At 39.7% G+C, this 23,220-nt stretch carries 23 protein-coding genes and 1 pseudogene; 7 read left to right on the forward strand and 17 right to left on the reverse strand.

Going from position 1 to position 23,220, the window contains the following annotated elements; genetic code table 11:
• Positions 1-248: 248 nt before the first annotated feature.
• Both QFZ72_RS22840 and QFZ72_RS22845 read right to left on the reverse strand, forming a co-directional pair.
• Positions 249-1,116 (reverse strand): annotated as a pseudogene (locus QFZ72_RS22840) (AraC family transcriptional regulator).
• A 241-nt stretch (positions 1,117-1,357) separates the two neighbouring features.
• A complete protein-coding gene (locus QFZ72_RS22845; protein ID WP_307438071.1) occupies positions 1,358-2,077 on the reverse strand; it encodes a DUF2161 domain-containing phosphodiesterase in 720 nt (239 codons plus the stop codon).
• A gap of 172 nt (positions 2,078-2,249) precedes the next feature.
• On the opposite strand from QFZ72_RS22845, the gene QFZ72_RS22850 reads away from it, so the two are divergent.
• Complete coding sequence (locus QFZ72_RS22850) at positions 2,250-2,585, forward strand: hypothetical protein (RefSeq protein WP_307438072.1); 336 nt, start codon at positions 2,250-2,252, stop codon at positions 2,583-2,585.
• Between the two features lie 102 nt (positions 2,586-2,687).
• Here QFZ72_RS22850 and QFZ72_RS22855 read toward each other — a convergent pair whose 3' ends face one another.
• Positions 2,688-3,542, reverse strand: coding sequence for an AraC family transcriptional regulator (locus QFZ72_RS22855; RefSeq protein ID WP_307438074.1), 855 nt, complete (start codon positions 3,540-3,542; stop codon positions 2,688-2,690).
• A gap of 77 nt (positions 3,543-3,619) precedes the next feature.
• Positions 3,620-4,192 (reverse strand): histidine phosphatase family protein, encoded by a 573-nt coding sequence (locus QFZ72_RS22860; RefSeq protein WP_307438076.1) that lies wholly within the window; start codon positions 4,190-4,192, stop codon positions 3,620-3,622.
• An 87-nt stretch (positions 4,193-4,279) separates the two neighbouring features.
• Between QFZ72_RS22860 and QFZ72_RS22865 the strand changes: the two genes are divergently transcribed.
• From QFZ72_RS22865 to QFZ72_RS22875, 3 genes are read left to right on the forward strand one after another with little or no spacing between them, the layout of a single operon-like run.
• A complete protein-coding gene (locus QFZ72_RS22865) occupies positions 4,280-5,182 on the forward strand; it encodes a DoxX-like family protein (protein ID WP_307438078.1) in 903 nt (300 codons plus the stop codon).
• A 10-nt stretch (positions 5,183-5,192) separates the two neighbouring features.
• Entirely contained in the window at positions 5,193-5,795 is a 603-nt protein-coding gene (locus tag QFZ72_RS22870; RefSeq protein WP_307438079.1) for a DUF4166 domain-containing protein, read from the forward strand.
• Positions 5,782-7,371: a YndJ family protein gene (locus QFZ72_RS22875; protein ID WP_307438081.1), complete on the forward strand. Its 1,590-nt coding sequence runs from the start codon at positions 5,782-5,784 to the stop codon at positions 7,369-7,371. Before QFZ72_RS22870 ends, QFZ72_RS22875 begins: the two co-directional genes overlap by 14 nt.
• Before the next feature lie 387 nt (positions 7,372-7,758).
• Here QFZ72_RS22875 and QFZ72_RS22880 read toward each other — a convergent pair whose 3' ends face one another.
• Positions 7,759-9,327 (reverse strand): sodium/solute symporter, encoded by a 1,569-nt coding sequence (locus QFZ72_RS22880; RefSeq protein ID WP_307439952.1) that lies wholly within the window; start codon positions 9,325-9,327, stop codon positions 7,759-7,761.
• The gene (locus QFZ72_RS22885) at positions 9,324-9,689 is read right to left on the reverse strand and encodes a DUF485 domain-containing protein (RefSeq protein ID WP_307438082.1); all 366 of its coding nucleotides are present in this window, start codon (positions 9,687-9,689) and stop codon (positions 9,324-9,326) included. The genes QFZ72_RS22880 and QFZ72_RS22885 overlap by 4 nt, the downstream gene beginning before the upstream one ends.
• A gap of 170 nt (positions 9,690-9,859) precedes the next feature.
• Between QFZ72_RS22885 and QFZ72_RS22890 the strand changes: the two genes are divergently transcribed.
• Entirely contained in the window at positions 9,860-11,101 is a 1,242-nt protein-coding gene (locus tag QFZ72_RS22890; protein WP_307438084.1) for a helix-turn-helix domain-containing protein, read from the forward strand.
• Positions 11,102-11,406: 305 nt separating this feature from the next.
• On the opposite strand, the gene QFZ72_RS22895 is transcribed toward QFZ72_RS22890, so the two are convergent.
• The 11 genes from QFZ72_RS22895 to QFZ72_RS22945 form a co-directional block, all read right to left on the reverse strand.
• Entirely contained in the window at positions 11,407-11,670 is a 264-nt protein-coding gene (locus QFZ72_RS22895) for an AbrB/MazE/SpoVT family DNA-binding domain-containing protein (RefSeq protein ID WP_307438086.1), read from the reverse strand.
• Positions 11,671-11,900: 230 nt separating this feature from the next.
• Positions 11,901-12,851, reverse strand: coding sequence for an ABC transporter permease (locus tag QFZ72_RS22900; RefSeq protein WP_307438087.1), 951 nt, complete (start codon positions 12,849-12,851; stop codon positions 11,901-11,903).
• The gene (locus QFZ72_RS22905; protein WP_307438090.1) at positions 12,851-13,765 is read right to left on the reverse strand and encodes an ABC transporter ATP-binding protein; all 915 of its coding nucleotides are present in this window, start codon (positions 13,763-13,765) and stop codon (positions 12,851-12,853) included. Before QFZ72_RS22905 ends, QFZ72_RS22900 begins: the two co-directional genes overlap by 1 nt.
• 17 nt (positions 13,766-13,782) lie before the next feature.
• Positions 13,783-14,523, reverse strand: coding sequence for an ABC transporter permease (locus tag QFZ72_RS22910; protein WP_307438092.1), 741 nt, complete (start codon positions 14,521-14,523; stop codon positions 13,783-13,785).
• Between the two features lie 13 nt (positions 14,524-14,536).
• Positions 14,537-15,256 carry an ABC transporter permease gene (locus tag QFZ72_RS22915; RefSeq protein ID WP_307438094.1) on the reverse strand — a complete coding sequence of 240 codons (720 nt, stop codon included), beginning with the start codon at positions 15,254-15,256 and terminating at the stop codon, positions 14,537-14,539.
• Entirely contained in the window at positions 15,253-16,176 is a 924-nt protein-coding gene (locus QFZ72_RS22920; protein WP_307438095.1) for an ABC transporter ATP-binding protein, read from the reverse strand. Before QFZ72_RS22920 ends, QFZ72_RS22915 begins: the two co-directional genes overlap by 4 nt.
• Before the next feature lie 21 nt (positions 16,177-16,197).
• Complete coding sequence (locus tag QFZ72_RS22925; RefSeq protein WP_307438097.1) at positions 16,198-16,500, reverse strand: hypothetical protein; 303 nt, start codon at positions 16,498-16,500, stop codon at positions 16,198-16,200.
• A 1-nt stretch (position 16,501) separates the two neighbouring features.
• Entirely contained in the window at positions 16,502-16,735 is a 234-nt protein-coding gene (locus tag QFZ72_RS22930) for a helix-turn-helix transcriptional regulator (protein WP_307438099.1), read from the reverse strand.
• A 197-nt stretch (positions 16,736-16,932) separates the two neighbouring features.
• Entirely contained in the window at positions 16,933-19,107 is a 2,175-nt protein-coding gene (locus QFZ72_RS22935; protein ID WP_307438101.1) for a peptidase domain-containing ABC transporter, read from the reverse strand.
• A 10-nt stretch (positions 19,108-19,117) separates the two neighbouring features.
• The gene (locus tag QFZ72_RS22940; RefSeq protein ID WP_307438103.1) at positions 19,118-22,273 is read right to left on the reverse strand and encodes a type 2 lanthipeptide synthetase LanM family protein; all 3,156 of its coding nucleotides are present in this window, start codon (positions 22,271-22,273) and stop codon (positions 19,118-19,120) included.
• A gap of 78 nt (positions 22,274-22,351) precedes the next feature.
• The gene (locus tag QFZ72_RS22945; RefSeq protein WP_307438105.1) at positions 22,352-22,546 is read right to left on the reverse strand and encodes a class II lanthipeptide, LchA2/BrtA2 family; all 195 of its coding nucleotides are present in this window, start codon (positions 22,544-22,546) and stop codon (positions 22,352-22,354) included.
• 158 nt (positions 22,547-22,704) lie between these two features.
• Between QFZ72_RS22945 and QFZ72_RS22950 the strand changes: the two genes are divergently transcribed.
• A complete protein-coding gene (locus tag QFZ72_RS22950) occupies positions 22,705-22,923 on the forward strand; it encodes a plantaricin C family lantibiotic (RefSeq protein WP_307438107.1) in 219 nt (72 codons plus the stop codon).
• A 45-nt stretch (positions 22,924-22,968) separates the two neighbouring features.
• Positions 22,969-23,181, forward strand: coding sequence for a plantaricin C family lantibiotic (locus tag QFZ72_RS22955; protein WP_307438109.1), 213 nt, complete (start codon positions 22,969-22,971; stop codon positions 23,179-23,181).
• Positions 23,182-23,220: the final 39 nt, after the last annotated feature.

Below are 23,220 nucleotides of genomic sequence, written 5' to 3' on the forward strand. Positions count from 1 at the left end.
TCTATCTATAAGGATAGTACTATACGTTTAGAATCTCAAACCATTTGTGAGTAAGCTTGCGAAAAAATTTTCCATTCGGGCCCTTATTTGGCCGTTTATTAATCGGGTAATCATAGAGAGATTTCCCATAACTGCGCAAAAACATGAATCGGGTAACCCTTGCTAGGTGTATGATTCCTCAAATCAGCTCTAAACCCATTTTACAGATTTCTGCCATCAAAAAACCAATTCTTCTCGGAAGAATTGGTTTAGTAAACAGGAATATAAATATTTATCTTCATTTTGTCAGGGTAGCTTGAGCCCAGTACATCTGTTACCTCAAAATCCGGTCCCTCTCTCCGTTCAAAATTGGATTGAGGCAGCCAAGTGCCATAAATGTATCTGCGATTATTTTGAACCGTGTCAGCGGAGCCATTCACTTTGAATTCCGCGTATTTCCCTTCAGGAATTTTAAAATGAATAAGGGGCTCATGCAATTTAGCATTTGATTCTTTTGCTTCCTCACCAATGATAAATGAAAAACCTCCATTATCTTCAAAGCTGCAAGCGATCCCGTAAGACATGCCAGACGCGAGTTTATCCGCTATTTTCATGTAGTATTCATTCATGCCGAAATCATGATAGAATCCTGGTATTTCTTCATAATGGGCATCATTGTTTAAGTTTGTTTTGTATTCACATCCGATGATATGAATAGGGGAAAAGTTCACAATCTGAGGCTTGTTTACATGAATTTCACCTCTCATCCTTTGCTTGAAATCCAGAAAATTTATTTTAGGCTACAGCTTTAGGGATATCTGTGATTTACGGTACTTAGATGGCGGTACTCCAGCGAATGCAGAGAATGATCTTGTAAACGATTCTTGCGAGCCATATTGGCAATCGAGTGCTATTTGTAAGATAGGAATGTCTTTTTTCAGAAGAACAGCTGCTTCAGACAGCCTTCTGTTTCGAATGTATTCTTGAACAGTAAATCCTGAAATTGCCTGAAACATTCTCTGAAAGTGAAACGGAGAGAAAAAAGCCTGAGATGCAACGTGATGAATCTTTAAATCTTCAAATAGATTTGTTTCAATATACTCAGGTTGCTTTTTGAATCCGATGATATGTATCCATGTCTTCACACCTTTCTTCGTCGTCCTTATACCCATATTTTACAAAATGCCTGTATTCCTTTTTTGATTTTTTGTGCTATATTTCGAATAATTACTTGCATATGTCATATTGCTTTCAGCCAGACCCGATCTTTTTCAAGCCGAAATTGCCAAATTTTCACGTCATTCAACTATTAAATCTGTTTTCCTGATTTGTTCTGCCAAAAAACATTAAAAACCTGCAGCACACATAACCGCAGGATCTAATCTTCAATCTTAGTATAGTAGTACTCACTCAGTGCTTTATGCATCAGCAATCCTTTTTTCCCGGTTTCACTCAAGGTATACGTCCCTCTTTCTACCCTCTCAAACCAGCCATAGTAATTTTTATTTAGGATCGAGAGCGTTTTATCACCAGTTCCCATTTCACGGAGAATTTTAGGACTAAGCTGACCTTTCCGTTCGAGGCAGCAGGCAATGTGAATGCACCTTTCCTTGTAAGCTGTCATGATTTTCGTTTTGTTCACCCCGCCGACATTATGATCTCCGCTTCTCCCGGCAATTTCAGCGAGTATTCTGTCTCTCTTTTTCTTGCTTTGCTTCATACTTTTACCTCTATCGAAGGAAGCAGGTTCCATTTTCATTTCAGCATAGCCTTTTCCTTGACGAAAAGACACGATAATCAGACCGAGCTCCAGCCGCTTCACCAAGTAGCAAAGATCCTTCCATTTTTTTGAACGCAAACTGTATGATGGTTTGGGAATAGCAATATAAACATGCTCTGTATACCGCTGTCTTTTCGCAGCCTGAATGAGCAGTTCTACGTTTAACCTGAGCTTCAGTTCAACTAAAATCAGCTCTTCATCCTTAACCGCAGCCAAATCACAGTCATTCACTTCTCCGTAAACTGCATAGCTTTGGTTAAGAAAATATCTTTGCACAGGAAAATATAAATCCTTTTCTAAAATCTTGTCTTTTTCCATCCCTCTTACCCCTTGGTTTCATTTCTCTATAACACTATCATAAAAGCACAAATAGCAGGAAGTTCTCAGTTATTCTGCTATAAATGGTTGAATATAGTCGGACAAGAACATAATCCGATTCGATAACAGAACATATCTTATTACTATCTAAGATGAAGGAGGAATCTTTTAATTGGGAAAAGAAAAAAAGAAAGATAGTAAAAAAGAAATTAAAGTAAAAGTGAAGATTGAAAATAATATTGCCATTGCTAATAACGGGAGCTTCGCGGGCGTAAAACTAAGAGCAGCAGAAGGCGGACAAATCGCAGGAAATGAAGGCCAAAACGCTAATCAAGGCGGACAAATTGCCGGAGATAACGGCAAAAACGCAAACCAGTTCAGTGAGGTTTGCTGTGATGACGAACCTGGAGCACCTGGGGCACCAGGATTTGAACAAACAGATCAAAATGACACGATTACTGAAGCTGCACAGTCTACAAAGCTTTGGAAAAGATGGTTCGACAAGTAGATTCATGATTATGGGAGCTGATGTTAAATTTGCATCAGCCTCTTCCTGTTGCAAAGAAAAAACACTCCTAATAAATTAAGAGTGTTTATCTTATATCTTCTTTTATGCTTTAACAGGAATCCAAATCTCTGAATAATAGTTTGAGCTAAATGGATCATCATTTGAATACACTTCTAAATCAGGTGTGCCGGCATGCTCATATCCGCTCGTCGGGAACCATTCTGAGAAAATTTGCTTCCACGCATTTTGCATGGCATCCGGCATTGGGCCATGAACTTCAAATACAACCCATTTTGCCGCTGGAATTGTAAGCTTTGACAGGCCTTCAGGCGGTTCACCGTCATACTCTGCAGCTACCCAATAATCCATCATCTTGTTGCTGCCTCCTACACAAATCCCCATCACGCCTTTAATTTCTCCATTGTTCAGATTCATCAGCAGCTCATTGGTTCCATCCTGATTTACTTCATTCCAAAGCTTAGGAATTCCGATCTGATTTTCCTCATTCTCACATGAAAACTCACGTTTAATCCCGACTGCATCAAACCCTTTTCGTTCTACCACTTTGTAATTCAAAGGATCTGCCCCTTTCAAACTCACCTGAATGGTCAGGCGGCTGTAGAATATTAGTTTACATGTGCTTTTTCTGGCATCACTAGGTGAAATCCCGTGCTGTCTTCTGAAAGCCTTTGTAAACGATTCGGGAGTGTCATAGCCATACTTATAGGCAAGATCAATCACTTTAGAGCGGCTGTTTGCAAGTTCCTGGGCGGCTAATGTTAAACGTCTGCGCCGAAGATATTCCCCAACAGAAATGTCCGTTAAGATGGTAAACGTCCGCTGAAAATGAAAGGCTGAAGCATTTGCCTCTTTAGCAATCTGTTCAATCGAAATATCTTCAAGCAAATGTTCTTCCATATAGTCAATCGCCTTCTGTATTGACTTAATCCATTTCATATTGCTCACTCCTTGAACCAATCTTACCAATTTAGATTCTTTAAATCCTGTCATTTTATGCTTTGCGGTGACTGCTCTTACAAATGCCTTGTACAGTTATATAAGTCGCAATCCCATCCCTTCTCCACTTTGACGATTGTCGAGATCGACGTATTTCTCAGTGCATCCTTCATTTCTAAATGAGGCACCACCTGTCTTAAAAAATGGGAGATAAACATTCCGTGACTGACAATCAAAATGTTTTTTTCAGGATGCCTCTTTATTAATTCTTCAAAAAACAACTGACCTCTTTTGATGACAGCGTCAGTCTTCTCAATTCCAAGATCGAGCTCCCTCCAGTCAGCTCCCCATTTCTTTATTCTTTCCGCTTCTGTCGTTCCTTCTATTTGACCTCCGTCCACTTCCTTTAGTCTTGCATCGAATTGAATTGGCAGATTTCCAAGCTTTGCTGCTATGTATTCTGCGGTCTGTTTTGCCCTTGTTAACGGACTTGCATAAATCAGATTCCAGTCCTCAGAGCTTAACCTTTCCGCAAGCTTCACTGCTTCTTCCATTCCATTCTCATCAAGAGGAATATCTGAGCTCCCTTGTGCTCTTCTCTCTACATTCCAAGCCGTGCGTCCATGGCGGATAATCCCTATTTTCGTCATGATTGGATCATTTCCTTTCAATTAATTTCTATCATTCTCTAATTCTTCCATCTATGATTATGATACTCTAAAAGAGAGGTGAAGATGATGAAAAGAAAACCAATTTACGTGGAATTACCGATCGGCTCAGACATGGAAAAACTATGGAACGCAACACAAACTCCAGACTTGCATTCGAGCTGGGATTTGCGTTTTTCATCGATAACATACCTTCCGAAAAAAGAGAACGAACCTCAGCATTTTTTATACAAAACCAACATTGGCTTTGGGCAGAGCGTCCAAGGATGGGGAAAAAGTGCAGGGACCTTTCATGCTGAAGATGGATCGAGGACATCCTCCCTTCAATTCGGAACTGATCAAAAAATCTCCCTTATCAAAGAAGGCAAGGGTTACTGGAAGTACATACAAAAACAAGAAACCCTGACTTTTTTGACACAATACGATTATAAAGTGAACTTTGGCCGATTAGGAACGTTCTGTGATGGAATGATCTTTCGGCCGTTAATCGGCTGGGCAACTGCCTTAAGCTTTGATGTCCTGAAAAGATGGCTTGAAAAGAACGAAGCGCCCGCCTCCCAGTATTTACGCTTTTTTAGTATATGGCTTATTTCCTTTCTTTTCTTTTTTATATGGACCTATCATGGCACAGTGCCTAAATTGCTTTTCCAGCAGCCTGAAGAAGTATCTATGACACAAAACTTGCTGTCCATTTCCATGGGACAGGCTTCCTCAATCGTATCTGCGGTTGGCATAGCTGAAATTCTATTCGGACTGTTGTGGCTTTTGCCTATTAATAAAAGAAGGTTATTTGGTGTGCAGATTATGGCTTTTCCGCTTCTATCGCTTTCAGCCGTTTTGGCAGAGCCTGCAAACCTTGTTCATCCATTCAGTCCAATTACCTTCAATGCTGCTTTATTCATCCTTTCTATAATTGGATTCTTCCAAAGCCGGGATCTTCCGACAGCAAGCAGCTGCAAGAGAAAGAGATAAGGAGATAACGATGTCTATTTATAGAAGTGTATTAGGCGATCAGTATAAACGGCTCCATCCCAAGCTTCAAAAAAGGTATGAGTTTCCCTTTACAGCTAAAGGGGTGATGAGAACAATAAAAGGCGGTCCTAAATGGCTATATCCCTTCTTTTTAGCAGGAGTCCGCTTTAAACTCCTATTTCCGGAGTATGGGAAAGATATTCCGTTTACGATCAGGAATACACCGTGCACTGGTTCAAACGGAGAAGAACAGGTTCACTGGGAACGGATCTTTTATTTTAAAAATAAGAAAAGGTACTTCAATGCCTTAATGAGTCTGGATTCTAAAAGAAACTTGATTAAAGATTACCTGGGTGAGCCGAAACTGTTCTATTCAGATTTAGCTTTCCATGTGAATGATAACGGGCAATTAAAAATAGAGTCCAGATGTCAGCGGCTTGTTCTTGGAAATCATGAGATTCCCATGCCGAGAATGCTTCAGGGATTGGCCTCGGTTACAGAATCATATGACGATGAAAGAAATATCTTTTTAATAAATGTTTCAGTCAAAAATCCTGTCATTGGCACTGTTTTTACATATGAAGGAGAGTTTACAGCAGATGAAGTTTCGTAGCATAGCTATTATTCACATTGTTTTATTTCTATTATCCGTACTTTTCCATGCAGGTCCATGGTATTTTTTATTGCTTACAGCAGCACAGCTTGTCTATGTTCCGCTTGTTTTGCAGCTCGTCATGAAAAAAGGGGACTGGTTTTATAAGCTGTATCCCTATGTTTCGATTCCTGGTTATGCATCTGTTTTTATCTTGCAAATAACGGGTGAAAACTCATTGGATGTCTTTTTTGCAGGTGTCTATTTGTTCTTTACGATTATCGCAGCAGCTTATGGATGCTCACGTTTTTTAAGCCGGGGTTTTATCCATTTTGAGGAATTTTCCGTGGATATGGGTCTGTTTTCCTTAATGGTCGGCGGAGCTTGGTTCTTTGCCCATATAGCAGACATTGAAACTGGCTTTTCCCCTATCATCAGGTGGCTGACAGGCATTCACTTTCACTATTCTTCCTTTTTGCTGCCGATTTTTGCAGGGTTTTTGGGGAGAATTTCGAAACCTCCATTTTACCGGCTTTCGACTTCAATCCTGATTGTATCGCCAATTATTGTAGCGCTGGGGATTACCTTTTCAGTCTGGCTTGAGCTATTGTCGGTCCTATTTTACATAGTTGGCATTTATGGTTTGATCTATCACTCATTTGATGTGCAGCTTCATCAAGCGAAATGGCTGATCAGACTATCCTTTTCAGCTCTTGGGATCACGATTCTTTTTTCATTGGCTTATGCCCTGGGAAATGTATGGGGAGATTTCACCGTAACCATTACCTATATGCTTACTTTTCATGGCATGCTGAATTGCGGCTTATTTGCTTTACTTGGGGTGATTGGCTGGTCCATTTTCACGCCTTCTGCCCCAGAGGCTGCGTCATTTTCAATCAGCAAAGTCAGAGGAAAAAGAGTGATTGGCGAAAAAATACTGGATAAGATTGCAGAGAAGAATTCAGCTGAATACGAGGGACTGGTAGATGATATGGGAATCTATGAACCTCACATTTCTCTGAAAACCCTGTCTAAAGACATTATCAGCTTTTATGAAAATACGAATCAATACCGCCTGCTTGCAGAGGTGAAATGGCACAACTGGTTCAAGCTATTCGCAATCCTCTACCGATTAATCAGCCGGCAAGTGAAGCAAATTAATCTGCCTGTATCAAGCAAGCAGACAGAAATGACCGGAAACATCTATCCGGTAAAAAAAGAACACGATGACAGAGAATCTGCCCGGGCATGGGTGAGGAAAGTAAATGGCGAAACTGCCTTTGTAGCTCTCTATTCGTATCACAAAACAAATGAAAAAACCTATATGAACATCGCGCTTCCTCTCCCCCGCTCAGCCATGATTGGGATACTGGAACTCAAGCAGAATGGGCAGAACCTTCAGCTTTCAAGCAAAAGAGAGAAGCCGGATTCAGATGCGGGTGTCTACTTAGCTTACAAACAGAAACTTTTTAAGCTACCAATTGAAGAAGTTTTTCATGTTTTAGAAGCACCGCGGGGAAGTCTGACCGCTAAGCATAAAATGTGGATTTTTTCGATTCCCTTTTTAACCATTCATTATTCAATAGTAAAAAGGTAAGAAAACTCCTTATAGTTGAAGGAGTTTTTTTATGGGGACCTGTAGTTCTCTATTCTTTTTATCGCTTCTGTTCCATTCAACCGCTTTGACACACTTTTTTCGGGTGAAGAGGATTTTTCTATTCCATTCAGGGTGGAGGCGGGTTTTCTCCTTCTTTCAACCGCTTTGACGCACTATCGAATCCAGCGATTTCTGCGGCATCCTGGTTTTCTTTTCAGGAGTTTGATACCAAGGATCAGATGGGCTGTGGATAAATAAGCTACAATATACCCGCTTCCGTTAATGGAACATGATCGCTCGTAAGCCTTGTCCATAAGGTATCGGGTCTATGCAAATCCAAAATTAACACAAAAAAAGAGGGCTGGGTTCAGCCCTCTTCCCTATTTGTCAAGCAATCTCAGATTCTTTCGAATGCACTTTTCTCATAAAGTCGTTTACGTCAGAAGGAACTTTACGGTCAAGTTTCGATACAATGTAAACAGACAGGAATCCGATTGGAACGGTTATCAGTCCAGGTACTCTGAATTGAAGGAATTCAGGCAGTGTCGTCGGGAGGAAAATCATATACATGGATGAGAGCAGCCCGAGAACGAGTCCTGCGATTGCCCCTTTTTCTGTCATGCCTCTCCACCAGATACCGAGGATGAAGATAGGTGTAAATGTACTTGCAGCAACAGTAAAGGCCAGTGCAACAAGGTGACCAATTGATGCTTCTTTTACAAGAAGACCAAGTGCTCCATATAAAACACCTAAAACGAGAATCGAGACCTTACCTGCAATAACGCGTTCTTTTTGAGTAATATTCTTTCTTAAAAAGGTTGCATATAAATCATGTGCCAAAGCACCAGAGCTTGCGATAAATAATCCGGACAAGTTTGAGAATACTGCTGCAAATGCACCTGCAATAACAAGCCCAAGCAGCCATTCTCCGCCTAGAGCCTGTGCAGTTGAAGGAATGACCATGTTGTTTCCTCCGGCTACAAGATCTTTCATCACTTGAGGATCCGCTGAACCGCTTAAGAAAATTGATCTTCCAACTGCTCCAAGGTAAACCGCGAAGAAAAAGAAAACGCTTGCAATTAAGATCGCCATAAGAGCTGATTTACGAGCGGCCTTTGCACTTGGGTTTGTATAAAAGCGCAATAGAATGTGCGGAAGACCAATCGTACCTAACGCAAGTCCGATTGTCATGGAAATAGTCTGCCAGAAGGAAGGAAAGTAATTTCCGGTGCCAATCCAAGTTTGACCGTCATGGACAACGTCTTTTCCGTCAGGGGCAAACGTTGCAGTTCCGGCAATGGTTCCTGTAAATTCAGTAACGGATGCAAGAATTCTTTCATAATATAAACCGCCGTAAATCGCCGCTACTACCATTAAAATAAATGCGCCAAGACGAATCCATAATTCGAGCGCCTGGTTTAAAGTAGTTCCTTTCATTCCGCCGATTCCAACGTAGAAAATCATGACACTGCAAGTAAATATAATTCCAAATTCATAGCTTGTACCAAAGAACATACTTAAAATTTGTGCCGCTCCCAATAATTGCGGTGCAGCATAGAAACCTGAAATAGCCAATACGACGGCAACCGCGGCAAGTCTTGCCCGTTTGCTGTGAAAGCGGTAGCCAAGAAAATCCGCAACCGTATAAGCACCAAATCTGCGGAGCGGTCCCGCAACAAAGATTGCAAGAAGGGTCAATCCGATAGAGAAGCAAAAAGCATAATAGGCTCCATCATAGCCAAGCTGAAACGTCAGGCCTGCAATCCCGAGGAATGTGGCAGCACTTAAGTAATCCCCTCCGATGGCAGATCCATTTGTAAACCATCCGAAGCTCCGCCCGCCTACAAAAAAATCAGAAGCCGTTGTGTTCCGCTTTGAAAGATACGTAATGTAGACAATCGTTCCCATCAGAAAAATGGTGAGCAGCATTTTGGGTTCAAATAAAGCAGCCATCAGTTGACACCCCTTCCGTCAGAAGGATGAATGGAGCTGTCTATCGTCTGGCTCTTTTTCAATCTCTTCTCATATAAAGCAGTATGAATATAAGCAATAATAAAGGCCATTCCCATCGCAACAATCCCTGTAAAAAACCAAGCATATGTCATTCCGCCGTAAAAACTTGAAAACATAAACTCGGGTGCAAACCAATTCAGAATCGGCATCGCAAAAATAAAGGCAAAATAAAACAGTGTGAGTTTCGAACCTGTACGAAATTCACTTTTCATCAAGTGGCGTGTCTGCTGATCAAGCGGCGCAAGCTCCCGAACGTCAACTGTCCCTGCTTCTACATAATCATAGTCTTTAAACTCAGCGGCCAAAATCCTTTCCCCCTTTGTTTTTATCTATTTTCACTGCATGCTTGTATTTTACAATAGAAGGAAACGGCATACCTTACAATAAATTATCAGAAATGTATAAATATTTAATATATTCTCTATTTCATGTATACTAGTACTAGAGACATACTGTAAGGGATGGGGAATTAAGCGTGTACAACGTTACATTCATAGTGGAAGAAACAGCAGAAAAAGATAAAATGACTGCATGGATACATGAAGAATTAGAGGATTCCCTGCAAACAGATGAAGGCAATAAGATCGCTTCTCTTAATATAGCCGTCGTAGAGATTGCTAAGCTATTTGACTGGGTCAAAATTCACCGGCTGCAAAAACAGCACCATGACTGCATCATCTTTCCGCTTCTTGACCCATCTATGCTGAAAACATCTCCAATTGCCATCGAACTGCAGCTGCAGTCCATGCTTGTGAAACCCGTCAAAAAACATACCTTTATTAAAAGCTTAAGAAAAGTGATTACGTCTAATAAAAATGAAAACGCAGTCATAACAAATTATGGGTCAATCGTTCAGCAGCTGGAACAGGACCGCAGGACAGATGCCCGTCTCCTTCCTTTTCAAGAAGCTTTCCTGCGCAGACTGCTCCGTGCCGAAGTAAAATCAGAAGAAGAGCTGTTTGCAGCACGTCCCTATCTTCCTGATAACTCAGTCCCAAACGCAGTTTGCTTCATACAGGGATTTATTCACAATCAGAGCAGGGAAAAAGCAGAATCTGCCCCTCTTCTCATTCAGACAGTCTTTAAAGAGCTTTTTTCACAAGTGGGCCAGCAGCCGTCTTTTCTTGCTTACAAAAAACATTTGCTAATGCTCCTCCAGGTTCCGCATGGCTTCTCATCCATTCGGTCTTGGCAGGAAGGCGAAAGCAAATTGCTCCATGGAATGGAAGTACTGAAAAATAAACATGGCATTCATTTATATATAGGTGTCGGTTCCATTTACAGAGAGCCTTTGCTTTTGTCCCATTCTTACCGGGAAGCACGCAAAGCAAGACGCACTCCGCACTACAACCGGCTCTCACTTCGCTATTTTGAGGAAATAACCGATAATCCTCAAATCAATACTTGCACCAGCTATATTGCCCAACACTGTCAAAGTGAACTGACGACTAAAATTGTTGCAGATCAAATTAACATCAGTGTCCCTTATTTCTGCAAACTCTTCAAAAAAGAAACCGGACGCAGCTTTGTTGAATATGTAACCTTCGTCAGGCTCCAGCGTGCGGTCTGGATGCTTCGGCATACGGATCAAACAATTGAGCAAATTGCAGATGAACTTGGCTTTAATACCCCGAACTATTTCAGTTCTACCTTTAAAAAATACGTGAGCATTACCCCGAGCGATTATCGTTTGACGGATGAAATTCTGTTCGTATAAAGTCAGGAAACGCATGGATCTCTCCATGCGTTTTTTCAGACATTCACATAATGATTCTGTACAAATTCCCCATACTGTAGGGTCCGCACGGTGGATACACCATTTTAAATGGGATTAGATGTATTCATTTGTTTATTATATATCATATTTATTGGCATCGGGTTCAGACTATTGATTTGTAAAGTAGTACCTATTGTTAAAAAAACGAAAATAGACAGCTCTCTTGCGAGAATTGTCTATTTCCCCGTCCTACTTAAAACTAAGAGAATAACCTGCTTAAAAAAAGCATCACTACTTCAATATAACTAAGCTCTTTTCACGAATGAAATCGCATTTTTAATTATTGGGGCTTCTGCCATACTCCTATACTTAAAAAGCTCATTTTCCAACCAATTTAATACTTCTTTTTTTTCATCTGGTGTTTCAAATGCCTTAAGTACAATACTATCGTCATCATAAAACACTTCTAAAATCTGTCCCTTCTTCCAGCCATGGAAATCTCTTATTTCCTTTGGAATTGTTATTCTTCCCAATTCATCAAGTTGCCTTACAATTCCTAATGCCTTCATCCTTAACACTCTCCTCCCCGTTACCACTCAGTCAGTCAAAATGTTTATTGAATGATGCTCTTTACTTCTGAGAAATATGTCAAATAAAGTAATAAATATGAATTTAAAACTCCTACTTTTTCTTCTTCTTCACAAAATATCCACTGCTAATTGCTAATATCAATAAAATGGCAATCCAAGTTGTTGTTTCCATTACTATCACCCCAATGTCATATTATTTTACTGTTCTTTTAAACAGCTACATCCCTTTTTGTAAAACTAAGCCAAGTAATCACCATAAAGACAAGATAATGCACTGCCAATACAAGTAAGGAAAATGACATCGACATCCCCGCAAATGGCGGTCCATCCAACGAGTACTGAAGAAGATTTGTATTGGCAAACAGCAAATATTTTCCGATGTTCAAATCAAATTGAGACAATAACTGAATGCTGATTGTTCCCGACATCGTTAAGAAGATGGCAATTCCTATTGCAACTGAAGTGCTTCTAAATGCAGTTGAAAGCATGAAAGCCAAAGTCACCATCATAATCAGACCTACACTATTCATTGCATAAAGCGTAATGACGTGTAATAAGATATTCCTTTCCACTACCTCATTATTGGCATATACGAGATAAGAATCTTCAGGAGCTGCAAAGCCCATAAATATAGATCCCATCAACAATCCAATTATAAAAACAGCTGCAGTCAATACTAAACCGTAAAGCAGTGTTGCTATATATTTGGATAAAAGAATCATTCCCCTGTTATGGGGACGAATTAACAGGAACTTTATCGTTCCGTTATTAAACTCCTTCGATATCATAGATCCGGCCACAATGATTGCAAAAATAGTTACAATACCTATAAAGCTTGAAGTGTAACTCATGAAACCCCATAATGTATCATCAGCAAGTGGTGGAGTATTTTGTTCAAGCCGATACTCGTTAATAGCAATTTTTTTTTCAAGCAGCTCTGTCTCCTGACCGCCCTCAGTAGATGCAAGTGCTTCTTTTGTCACTTGTATTTCTTGCACCACTTCTTTCCGCCAGTTCGAATGACTATTATCCCCAGCGTCATTTTTAATATAGGCTGCAAAGCTAACTCCTAACAGTAAAGCAATAAATACGAGGAGACTGCTTTTTTTTCGATAAATCTTAATCTTTTCATTAAGAATTAGGTTCATAAACATTTTCATTAATCTTCTCCTCCTGTTAATGCTAGGAATTTATCCTCTAGTGATTCTGGTGCTGAGGAAATTTCATAAATTTCTAGATTGTCAGACGAAAATGCTTTAATTATGGAAGTGATATACTCCTTGCTAATTGTCACATCAAGAGAATTCATATTCCTTTTGAAAAGGACATCTGGGAATTGCTGTTTCAATATGTTAATCGCTTTATCTAGATCATCCACAGTAAATCTAGTAGTTCGCCCGCTTTTCTCTGATAAAAAATCTTTGATGGATCGAACATCAATCATCTCGCCGTTTTTGATAATCCCCACTTTGTCGCACATCAGTTCAATTTCTGAAAGCAGGTGGCTTGAGACCAAAACAGCTAGGTTTTGTTCGCGTGCAAGCTCCTTAATGTAACCTCTGAATTCCCTAATCCCAGCTGGGTCAAGTCCATTTGTAGGTTCATCCAAGATAAGGACGGATGGCTTATGTAAAAGTGCCTGTGCCACCCCTAGACGCTGCCTCATTCCTAGAGAATAGGTTTTCACTTTTTTATGAATGGCACCTTCTAAACCCACCAGATTAGATAGCTCCTCTACCCACTCTCTCTTAACACCTGTTGACATCCTTGCAAATTGCATTAAATTCTCAAAGCCCGTAAGGTAGCTATAAAACTCTGGATTTTCAACAATGGCTCCAACATGGGCTATCGCTTTCTTAAAATCAGTCTGGATATTATCCCCTTTTATTAGGACCTCACCGCTTGTCACTGACGTCAATCCAACCATCATTCGTATTGTGGTTGTTTTTCCAGCTCCATTAGGTCCGAGAAATCCGAATATTTCTCCTTCGTTAATTGTGAATGACAAATCCTTAATTATTTGTTGTTTGCCAATTTGTTTATATAAATGGTTGAGTTCAACAACAGCACTCATTCGCATCCTCCTCTTATTTATTTGATCTCTGCATTTCTGAAATAGATTGTTCCTAGAAAAAACAAGAGCGGAATAAGTATGCCGATTGACAGCAAATACATACTTGAAATTCCTCCAATGTCTTGTGTCATCCCCATTGCCGGCAATGACCAAGGATAGAAATAGCCTGCTGTAAACCTTAGTTCAGATGTTGTAAAAGCGAAGCCAGGAAGAATAAGGATAAGGTTGAAAGCCAAAGATTTAGCAGTGCTTTTCAAAAGAATCATAAGCAGGAGTTGGATAATCACTAATGGGATAATCCCTATCCATCCAAGAAATGCACACTTTAATAAAAATACATATGGGATAGTATCCTCCAAGTTTAAGAGCAGACTGCTTATTCCAAATGTCAAAAGAGCGAATATTTGGATAATTAAAAGGATGGTTATGGACCAGAGGACCTTTGAACAGAAAAGCTTCCACTTGGTAATCGGGTAGAGAAACATGCGCTGCCAGTTATTTTGATCATTTTCAACCTTGCAGAAAAGACTGACAACCGAACAAGAGATCAAGGGATAAAATAAAGTACCATAAATCATGGAAACAATTGCCCATGAAAATAACCAATCATTTTCCGAATCGTATTGATATTTGCCTACCATAATAAATGAATACATCAAGACTGAATATAAAACAGGTACCAACACCATAGGCACAATTGAAACCCATGACTTTAGATTCCTCACCTTTAGCAAATCTATATAGAGCAGGTTATTCATTCTTCTCACCTCCTTATGATTCTTTTACGTTCATCAGGAATATCCCAAGTAACATCAGCAAAAAGCAAAATAGCAGAGATGCGGTAAGTGAGCTGACTGAAGGTGCATTCATCAGAACCTCCTCAGAAACATAGGGCATTTCAGTTGTAAGATAACCCCAAGGCAACCACCATCCCCATCCCTTGAATATTGGCCCTAATAAAACTGAAGTTATACCAGCCATTAACGCCCATGCTTGATTCACAATAAGGGTCGAGAGAATGAATAGAAAAGAGATAAAAGGAAGCACAAGCACAAATGGGTACAAGGTAAAGGCAAACAAAAGCTGCTCTGATATGGGGACGCTCCAGATTGCTGTGAAACCAATGGTTATAATAAAAAAGAGAAAGCCTATTAATAGCATGGTCATCCCCATAAGAAGCCATTTTGAAACATAGAATGACCACTTTGGATGGGGGAAAACAGATAGATTCTCCCATTTCTTCCCTTGTTGTTCAAAACTTGCAAATACGATAATAAAAAAAGTGGCTGTAATAGTTAAAAGACTGGGCATGGTTAATGAAAAGACCTCAAATGCAGCAAACCAACTTTTTATACTTTCTTTTCCGCCTGAGTCAAAATACGCTACCATAAGAAAAAGCAGGGATATAAAGACACCTGAAAACAAAATCAATGCTAACGGAATAACGCTGAACCTGTATTTCAACATTTCTGAGGACAGGACTTGTTTCATGATTTACCCGCATCTTTTCGGGTCATAGTTAAGAAAATTTCCTCTAATGATTGCCCGTTCCTAACTTCTTGAATAGCAATGCCTTCATCTATTAATGTTTTTTGAATGACCGCTAGCTTGCCATGTTCAAGATCTGAAATCACTAAATGATTTGTGTCTCGATCCAGCTCTACCTTTATTCCTTTTGCATGCAGAATATCGAATGCTTTATCTGGCTGAGCTACACTGAGAGTGGTTTTAGCACTGAATTCATCCTGTAAGTTGTCGATTCTTCCCTGATAGAGAAGCTTACCTTGGTGTATAATGCCTATCCTATCAGCAATGCTCGCTATTTCCCCCAGAAGATGACTTGATAGAATAACAGTCACCCCTTCCTCAGCACTCAGCTTCTTCAACATTTTTCTAATATCATGAATTCCTTCCGGGTCCAACCCATTTGTAGGTTCATCTAAAATCAATAAATCAGGTTTGTGGAGCAGTGATTGTGCAATTCCCAACCGTTGTTTCATCCCAAGAGAGTAATGCTTGACCTTTGTATGCTTTGCCTGGTCTAAATCCAGCATTTCCAGGACTTCATCAATTCTGTTCATATTCGCTACACCGTATAATCTTCTGGAGATTTCCAAGTTTACATATCCACTCAGATGACCGTAGTAGTTTGGGTTTTCGATGATTGCCCCTATTCGGGAAAGAATGGAGATTCTATCTTCCTTTAAACTCTTTCCAAATACCTTCACTGATCCATCGGTAGGTTTGATGAGACCTAAGATCATACGAAGTGTTGTCGTCTTGCCTGCACCATTTGGTCCAAGGAATCCATAGATTTCTCCTTTTTCCACTTCAAGGTTCAATTGATTGACTGCATAATTCTGTTTATATCGTCTGGTTAGGTTTTCTGTTTTCAGAATAGCCTCTCCCATCCTTACCCCTCCTAAAACTAATCAGATTCTTTTTTTATAAATCATAAGATATACCGTTCCGATTATGAACGTAAGACAGAGAGAAAGTACTGTCAGATTTCTAAAATCCATTAGCCCAACTATATCCCATGAATTCAAGAAGATGAGCAGGCAGATGAGCAAAGATAGTAAAGTCAGCATGGCTGAATAAACTTTCCAGAAAATGTGAATGCCGCGTTCATCTTTCCCTTCTTTGTTACTGATTGATATAAAGATAACAACAAATAGGATTGTTATTAAAGAAAGCACTGGCATTCCAGTTGATATTAAGTCTGAAAATTTCATATCAATTATCCCCTTTATCATTTTCATACTGAAAAATTTCGTAAATATTCTTATCGAAGAGATTCGCAAGTTCAAATGCTAATATTAATGAAGGCGCGTACTTATTTCTCTCGATTGAAATAATAGTCTGCCTGCTGACCCCCAATTTCTTGGCCAACTCCTCTTGCGTCCATCCTTTTTGCATCCTTAAAATCAGGATATTATTGGTTAATACTCCATTCTTGTTTAATCCCATCTTGGTCTCCCCTTACCCTTCTCTATTTGTATTGTATTAATTTACAGACAATTTGTAAAGTTTTTTATACAAATTGTAAATAATTAGGTATTATTACTTGCTCTTTGTTAGATTGGTTTATTAATATAAGAAAACCGTACCACATTTGTGTGTACGGCTAGAACGAATATATCATCATTATCATAGAGCTTTGCTCACTAAGATGTTGCCATTGTTACTTTATTGTAACTCATATCATCATACTTTTCGTAAAAAGATCGATAATAACCATCTAGACTTAAAAGCTCTGAATGGGTTCCCTGTTCTACAATTTGGCCATCTTCCATAACGAGGATTACATCCGCATTCATCACTGTAGTCAAACGGTGTGCGATAACGACTCTTGTGCAGTTCATGTTTTCTAAAAACTCATCAATCCGTCCTTCGTTTAAATGGTCAAGCGAGCTTGTTGCTTCATCAAGAAGAAGAATGGACGGTTTATGAACAAGGGCCCTCGCCAAAGCAATTCTTTGGCGCTGTCCGCCAGAAATATTCATTCCCATCTCGGAGACCATCGTGTTATATTTCATTGGCATGACCATGATCTCATCATGAATTTGAGCCATTTTAGCTGCTTCAATTACTTCATCTATTGTGGCATCGGATTTATGAAGAGCAATGTTTTCAAAAATGGACCGATTCAATAGTGTCACATCTTGGGGGACCACCCCTATTTGCTTTCTGAGCAGTTGTTTATTAAGATCCTTAAGGCTTCTTCCATCAAAATATACCTCTCCCTCACTTGGCTGATACAAACCAAGAATGAGTTTTGATAAAGTACTCTTCCCTGAACCTGACTTGCCCACAAGTGCTACTTTTGAACCGGATGTAATATGAATGTTAACATTCTTGACAACTGATGGACTATATTTTGTGTACGAGAAACTTACACTTTCAAGAAGAATATCCCCTTTGATATCCTTAAGTTCTACCAAACCCTCGTTTATTTCCTCAATTGGTGCCGCCTGAACATCCTGTACTCTTTTTAGGTATGAAGTAGCCAGGATAAATGAATTAATGGTATTAACGACCGAGCTGCTGAGTCCAAAAAACTGTATTGTAATGGCATGGAAAGCAATCAATCCTCCTAATGTCAAGTTTCCGCTGAAAACAAGCTGAGCTCCTATATACAGTACGATTAGAGGAGAGGCCAATGTCAGGAACGCGGTTATTGAATTCACATTATTCAGGATATATTCTTTTTTCTTATATGCCGTGATTAATTCATTGAATTGAGACGACCATTTATTGTACATGACATCTTCAACACCTGCTGTTTTAATGCCAAATATCCCATATAGAATTTCAGCTTGGGTCCCTTGTACTGCAGAATGCTTCATAATTTCCTTTTGGTTAGCCTCTGCAATTTTCGGGCGGCTGAAATAGATGACCAACATGTTGATTCCGGCAAAAACGAAGACAAACATGGTCAAAACGAGAGAATTGAATGCCATATATATTCCGATGATTAGAAGAATGCCTATATCCAATACTCCTTTTAGCAGTTGCCCCGACAACAGGTCTCTTACCACTCTTAGACTCCCTGCCCTAAAGAGGAGATCACCGAATGATCTAACCTGAAAGAATTGATAAGGAAGAGCCAAGAGGTGTTTAAAGAAACGGGTGACCATCTTCAAATCCAGAAAATTCTGAAGTCCTACAAGTAGCCGCCCTTGAATAAATTGAAAAGCAGTTTGAAATAGGACCAATAAGATGATTCCTATCAAAAACACATTCAACATCTCGACATTCTTAGTCATGATAATATTGTCGATAATAAATTTAATAAGAATCGGCATTCCGACAGTAAGCAGTTGAATGAGAATGGAAATGCCTATGATCGTTGCTACAAGCTTTGGTTTCTCCCATAACTTTCTTGCATAAGGAATCCAAATGTTTTTTTCCTTTTTGTAATCGATCTCCCTATCCGGTATGCAGCTAAGTAAATAACCAGAATAAGAATCCTCCATCTCTTGAATGGTTATTTTTCTTCTTCCTAGTGCAGGATCAACGATAAAATAGTGGTTACCTTTAATCGACTCCAAGACAACAAAATGCTTATCTTCCCAGTATAAGATGGCCGGTAAACGATGTGTCTCTAGTTGAGCAACTTTCGTTGCATAGCACTTCGCTTCAAAACCAAGGGATGAAGCAAGATTGCGCAAATGCAAGAGTGTTGTCCCGTCCCGGCCGTTTCCCATCCTCTCACGCAATTCATATAAAGAGACATTTCCCTTGTAATATTTGACCACCATCGCCATGCAACAAAGACCACATTCTGTTTGCTGTAATTGTTCAATAAAAGGCACTTTCTTTAAATGTGGATATTCCATGTCCCTCACATCACTTTCTATGTACTGGTTTTTCTGGAAGTTCAAAGGCGAGGATGCTCGGGATACTAGGATTCCATAGACGGAGTAATCCATAACCCACACCTGATGATCCAAGCATGAGCCCATGCATTTCTTCCCCATTATGTATCCCAAGTGTCCATCCTTTCTTCTTTCCAACTTGAAGGATCTCGGAACCTTTTAAATTTGCAATTGATTTAATCATCTTAGATTTCAGCTTTTCTGATGCAGTCAACAAGATGTCTAGGTTGCCAAAATCTCCATGACAGAGACTCTGATTTTTGCCGAACCCTTTCTTCAATGTGATATCTATTGCCTTCGACAGATCTGAAGCCAATTCCTTTTCATCAATAATGTGTTCAGAAATCATAATTCGCCCTAAAGCAATTCCAGGTCCTCCATGGCACCAATAAACGGGGCTTGTTTTATTTTCTGTATTGTCCCTCAGGTCTAGCCAGTTTGCTTCAGCTTCATCGTACAGAGACCTCTCATAGTCCAAAAGCTTGAATCCTTCCTCAATATATTGCTTGTTATCGATCTTATTTCCGAGACAAATGAGCGGCCATGCATACCCTGTTGCTCCATGTGATAGCCCGGTTAAGAGCGGACGGTCAGAGAGATAGATTTGTCTTAATTTCACCATTAGCTCTTCACCGTATTTTTTTGCTATGGATAATGCAGAAGAACTGGGTTTATGCTCATCCATCTTGAGCAGCACTATAATGACTCCTGCCAACCCTCCTAAAAAGTCGGTTGCCTGTTCTGCCTGTAAATTCCCATTTAGGTTTTTGATATAAGAAAACGCTTTTTCAATTAGTTCTTCATCATTCCATAGCCTGCCTACATACAGCAATCCATAACATAGGGACGCAATTCCATGAAAAGCGGAGACGGATAGAGACTCGGGTTTTGTCATTAAAAGAGAACCATTCAGCAAGGCCTTCCCAAGTCGTTTGTACTTAACCCCGCCAGTCTCTTCTGCCAACTGGGCAAGAAAAACAATGATCCCCATTGTTCCATCATACATCCCAGGACCAAATGGTGAGACAACCAGCTTATTATTCAAGCCCACATTTAGACCAATGAGATAAGCCTTATCCTTCCCATTCTCCCATATGGCCTCATTGTAGATCTTGTCACCTATTTTTCTTGCTTCCTTGAGGTATTCCTCTTCTCTCATGGGTTCAAGAATCAAACTTTCATCACTTTGAACATTAGAAGATTGCGGTTCGTTTTCACCCAAAGTATTTAGGGAGAGACGAATATACCTTAGCTGTTTTTTCAAATCTGCTTGATTCAACATCTGCAGCTTTTTCAATGTCAGCTCAATACAGGATAGAGCAAAAAATGAGGGGTAGATGTTTCCATCTCCGTCATAGAGGTCTCTGCTTCCTGCATTCATAGTAAAATACGGCACGTCATGGTCCAAAAGAGCACAGCACTCGCTTTTTACAATTTTGCGATAATCCGGTATCAGGGAAGTGATGCGCCAGAAAGAATCAAAAAGTCTCTCTCGATGAAGTCCATTTTGTAAATAATCAGGATGTGTACTCGCCTCAAGGAATTTCGCATAGATATGTGTCGGTCTCAGGACATGACGGATTGTATCGTGGGAAAAGGAATAAATAGGGCCTTCTCCCCCTAAAAGCTCTTCTGTATTCAGCAGGAGAATCGTATAAAGGTCTCTAAATCCATCTTCAATCGAGCCTCTGTAATGGAATGCATTCAATTCTTCCCCCTTTAGCCTCGGCTGATTTGAACTTTTTGGAGACACGTATGGAATTTGTATGAGCCTCATTTCATCAGTACCTTCTTTTTCAACCGCCCAGACTTTTACCTTTTCAGATTCTGAACCATGCCTTCCTCCTACTGCACTTAGGTCCACATCAATAAGTTGTCCTGAAGGAAATGTAACAGGCAGCATCATCGTTCCAAATACAGATGTATTTAATTCTTTTACAACAGCTGGAAATGGAGAAACACGGTCACCCAAATTGATATCATTGCTTAACGCTGTCTCTAAATCTATCAATACTGGAGAATCACCACAGGCTATGAGATTTTCAGAATGAAGATCTGCTGAACTGAGAAGATAGGAAATAGCCAAGTATCCCCCGAGACGATAGTGGTATGCCACAGCCTCTTCTTCATCCAGACATTCCTTATGTTCAATAAATTCATACCACCCATAGTTTCCTCGATTGATTACGAGTGTTGTTCTGAATGGCTGTTTAAATTGCTTTTGATTGAACCAGAGTAATAACTTTTGAAAATGATCGTCCACCGCAAGTGATCGGGGCTTATAAACTAATTTCTTTCCAGAATTAAAAGTCAAAATTGCCACAGATCGCCCTTTCAAATGGGAATCTCCTTCCCCTACTTCAATTTTCTGAACAAGGGAAAATCCCTCACCGAACAAGGCATTTATACTGTTTTGGTCTTGTTCAAAGCGAGAAAGAATTTCAATCAAATATGTATGGGAATATTCCAAGGTTTGAGTGATTAATCTTGCAAGCACTGGATAGACAGAGAGGAATGAAGCAATTTTTTCTCTTCCTGTCAGATAATGAAGATTAAAGGAATGATAGCGTTCTTTCGGGGTATTTCCAGCCAAATCCTCTGTGATTCGAGCTATATTCAATTCTGAAATTAGGGTTCTTAAGCTAAGGGAAAGAAGCTTGGAATGTAAATTATGTGTATAAATTTGAATAACGGAATCAACATCAACTAAAAGGTTGCTTTGTTGCAATAAAGGATGGGTCAACAACTTCTCCTTTGCATATGAAAGGAAAAAAGAAAAAAATGGCTGGAACAGATCTGTTTGCAGCTGAAGATCTTCATTAATCACAGCATTATGCTGCAAGATGTTTTCAAATTCTAAAGCCCATGGCAGATCGTATTTTAGTTTGGGTGCTGATTCGTTGAGTATGATATGTTCAAATACCTCTCTACTAATCTCCTCTTGATTAAGTCGTTCAGTCAGTTCGTCTGCTTGTAATCCGCAGATTTTCACCCACTTCTCGATATTACTGAAGTCTTTTCCAAAATCCATTTTCCTATCATAGGCAGTTACCGTATTTTTACGTTCTGCTAAGTAAGAACCGAGTATCCATTTATCACTGAAAATTCTATGTACTTTTGTATTCATAGTTTCCACCCCGCCAATTTAATTTAAAGAAAGCCCCCATTTTAGAGCGAATGAGGGCTTATATGTCTTATCTAGAAGTTAGCACTGGCTTGTACATTTTGTAGTCGGACACAAAGCAAGTGAAACGGCGATTCCGCAAGCCCAAGTTGTTTGAATTTGAGCATCCCCAGTACCTGCCAATTGGGAAAGTTCCATCTCATTGATTTCACCTGCTGGATTGTTAATGCCTTGATTTGCTCGAAACTCTGGATTTCTTAGATCTTTTGCATTCATGTTTTCTTCTCCTCCAAATAATAAATTATTATTGCATCCCGGGAAACAATTCCCAATTTACCAATAATGTAAAATAAAGTCAACTTATTTTTTGAAAATTTAGTTATTGACACTTATTTCATAATATAGTAATTTTAGGACTGGAAGGAGGTGGAAAAATGTCAAAAATGTTACTCATTTGGAAAGATCCTTTATCTCGTCTCTCTTTGGATGTAGATTATAAGCATCCTGCTGGAGACGTTTTAATGGAGCTTGAGGATCAAGATTTATTAGCAGGCGTTAATGGAGGCTGTGCTTGGTGGAATGTAAGCTGCCATTTAGGAAACGACGGCCGTGCTTGCAGTTTAACTGTCGAATGTATGCCGACATGCAACTAATCAATTAAAATACCATCTATCAAATTAATTTGGGGAGGCAACACAATGTCAGAAACTATTCGTTCATGGAAAGATCCAATGTCACGCAATCATACTAATCTTAATCATCCGGCTGGTGACGTTTTAGTAGAGCTAGAAGACCAGGATTTATTAGCAGGTGTCAATGGAGGCTGCGCTTGGTGGAATGTAAGCTGCCATTTAGGAAACGATGGCAGAGCATGTTCTCTTACAGTTGAGTGTATGCCTACCTGCAACTAATATTTAGAACAAATATGGAAAGCAGCATTGGCTGCTTCC

The organism is Bacillus sp. V2I10 (genome assembly GCF_030817055.1).
Lineage (GTDB): Bacteria > Bacillota > Bacilli > Bacillales > Bacillaceae > Bacillus_P.